1 protein-coding gene is annotated in these 2,372 nt (G+C 40.2%); it reads right to left on the reverse strand.

Annotated elements, in window-relative coordinates; translation table 11 throughout:
• Window positions 1-528: 528 nt before the first annotated feature.
• A complete protein-coding gene (locus HMPREF3178_RS08785) occupies window positions 529-2,061 on the reverse strand; it encodes an NERD domain-containing protein (RefSeq protein ID WP_070585130.1) in 1,533 nt (510 codons plus the stop codon).
• Window positions 2,062-2,372 lie beyond the last annotated feature (311 nt).

Raw genomic sequence — 2,372 nt, forward strand, 5'->3', positions numbered from 1 at the left:
GGTGGCGAAACCCGACAGGACTATAAAGATACCTATCATTTCTGATAGGCGGCTCCCTCGTGCGCTCTCCTGTTCCTGCCTTTCGGTTTACCGGTGTCACTCCGCTGTTATGGCCGCGTTTATCTCATTCCACGCCTGACACTCAGTTCCGGGAAGGCAGTTCGCTCCAAGCTGGACTGTATGCACGAACCCCCCGTTCAGTCCGACTGCTGCGCCTGTTCCGGTAACTATCGACTTGAGTCCACCCCGGAAAGACACGACAAAACGCCACTGGCAGCAGCCATTGGTATCTGGTTTACGGAGCGGAGAGGCGTGTACAAGCATACACAGAGTTCTTGAAGTGTTGACCTGACTACGGCTACACTGGAAGGACAGATTTGGTCACTGCGCTCCGTCTAAGCCAGTTACCACGGTTCAGAAACTTGCCGGTTTCCTGAACCTTCGGAAAAACCACCTTGCCGGGTGGTTTTTTCGTTTCAGAGATGGAAGATACGCCTTTCAAAGCGCCATCGTCAAGAAACGCAGTAGCTAGAAAAAATCGTCCTCTAACTCAAAATCAGGCATTACGCCTTTTTTATAATCAGGTGAAATGACTTTTCTATATAAGTTGAACACCCGCTTTTTCTTGTAAAAGAAATCATCCAAATGCTCACCAAACAAATAATCAACATCGATATTCTTATTATTACTCTTAAAAGAGTCTAACCTTTTTAAATCTTTGTTGTACACATTACCTGTAACCCACAAATAATGGTGGATATTCTTTTTTTCTAAATTATTTATTTTATAGTAAGAGTTTATAGTTGGAACCCTTTCTTTCATCCAACGCGTAAGTTCAGTTGAAGGTAAGACCTTAACATTTTTGCACTCTATTATATAAATATCGTCACTACTCTCTAATACAACATCAGCTTCTGCATGCTTACCATTTATCTTATACTCTCTATTAATGTAAATATTACCAAGACCATAAAAATTAGAAATTTGCGAGGATACAAAAAGCTCAAAAATATACCCTCTCAAATTGCCATTCTCTCCAGAAACAGACTCCAGATCTTTAACCATCTGAAGCAACTCATCTGGATGCTTTTCAATGGACAAAGAACCCTGAACCACCCTCGACAACCTGGTTAAGCTTTCATCAACTTTATTACCAAACGCATTTGCTATAGTTACAGCCAGAACCCCCTCACTTCTCAACTTATTGAAGGCTATTTTGCCGAAACGCCTTGCGAAAATAACAAACATTATCCTCTGACTCGCTCGAGAAGACTTAGTCATCTGGACTTTTCTTATGAATGTTTCTGCTGCAGCGGTAGTAATTTCATCACGATTAAAGCCGAGAGAAAAATCACAGGCAACGAAACCAGGCATCAGTTTTCCGCCGACATATTCAGCGAGAGGGGAAACGTAACTTGGAGCGGTCATATCCCATTCAAAAGAGCCTACAACTGGATTTCCCTCCCCATCGTATTTTGTTTTTATCTGATTAAAAGCGACCAGGCCTAAATTCCTCAACCAAGCTTTAACAAGCTCCAATATTGGTTTGTCAAAAAAGGATTCGCAATTTGCCATTGTTCTAATATTAACATCGTTGGCTATGTTGTTATTTATCAGTACGCAATCACCAACTCCATCAATATACACAGATCTAAGTATTTTTGCCGAAAGTAGATTTCTTAGAACTGTTTCATAACTTAAATGTTTAGCTTGTTTTATAGGAGATCCAGACACAATCCCAAAATCTTTCACCTTCAAATAACCGCCATTATTTATTACGGCAAGTATCGCGTGTGAGTAAGTTGAGTTTGCTTCGTACATGCACTTTTCGAGAGCTCGCCAAAATTTGAAACTGCCAAAATCATCTTTTAGATAAATGAATCTCCTGTTATGGCTGAATTTCAAAAATGGCATCTTACCTATGTCCGTGCTTCGCGAGATCATTTTACGTATCGCTTCAGGGGACATTGAGGGATGTTGCCACTGAATTCTCTCTGCAAGATCTGAAGAGATGCATGGCCCGCTTATTTCAAGCACTTGTCTAACAACACTTTTTTTCATAGCCTCACCTTATTTCTGTCACACTACGCTATTTATAACATTACACTACGTGTAATGGCGCGCAGTCTTTTTAAAAAAAAGTGACTATAAAAAACAATTTAAAATCATATGGTTAACTACTTACTTTAAATTAAGCACAAAGAAATATCGTCTTTATAATTATTTAATCCTTTTAAATCATAAAGATAGTTTTGTGACATTTTTTTATCGAACTATCAGCTACTCCATTTACCATAACATCCGTTATCAGCACCGCCTGAGAGGCCCTCAGAGCGTTTCTGACGGGAAACCGGCAAAACAGGCAACAAACC

It is taken from the genome of Klebsiella sp. HMSC09D12, from assembly GCF_001808475.1.
In the GTDB taxonomy this organism is placed as follows: Bacteria; Pseudomonadota; Gammaproteobacteria; order Enterobacterales; family Enterobacteriaceae; genus Klebsiella; species Klebsiella oxytoca.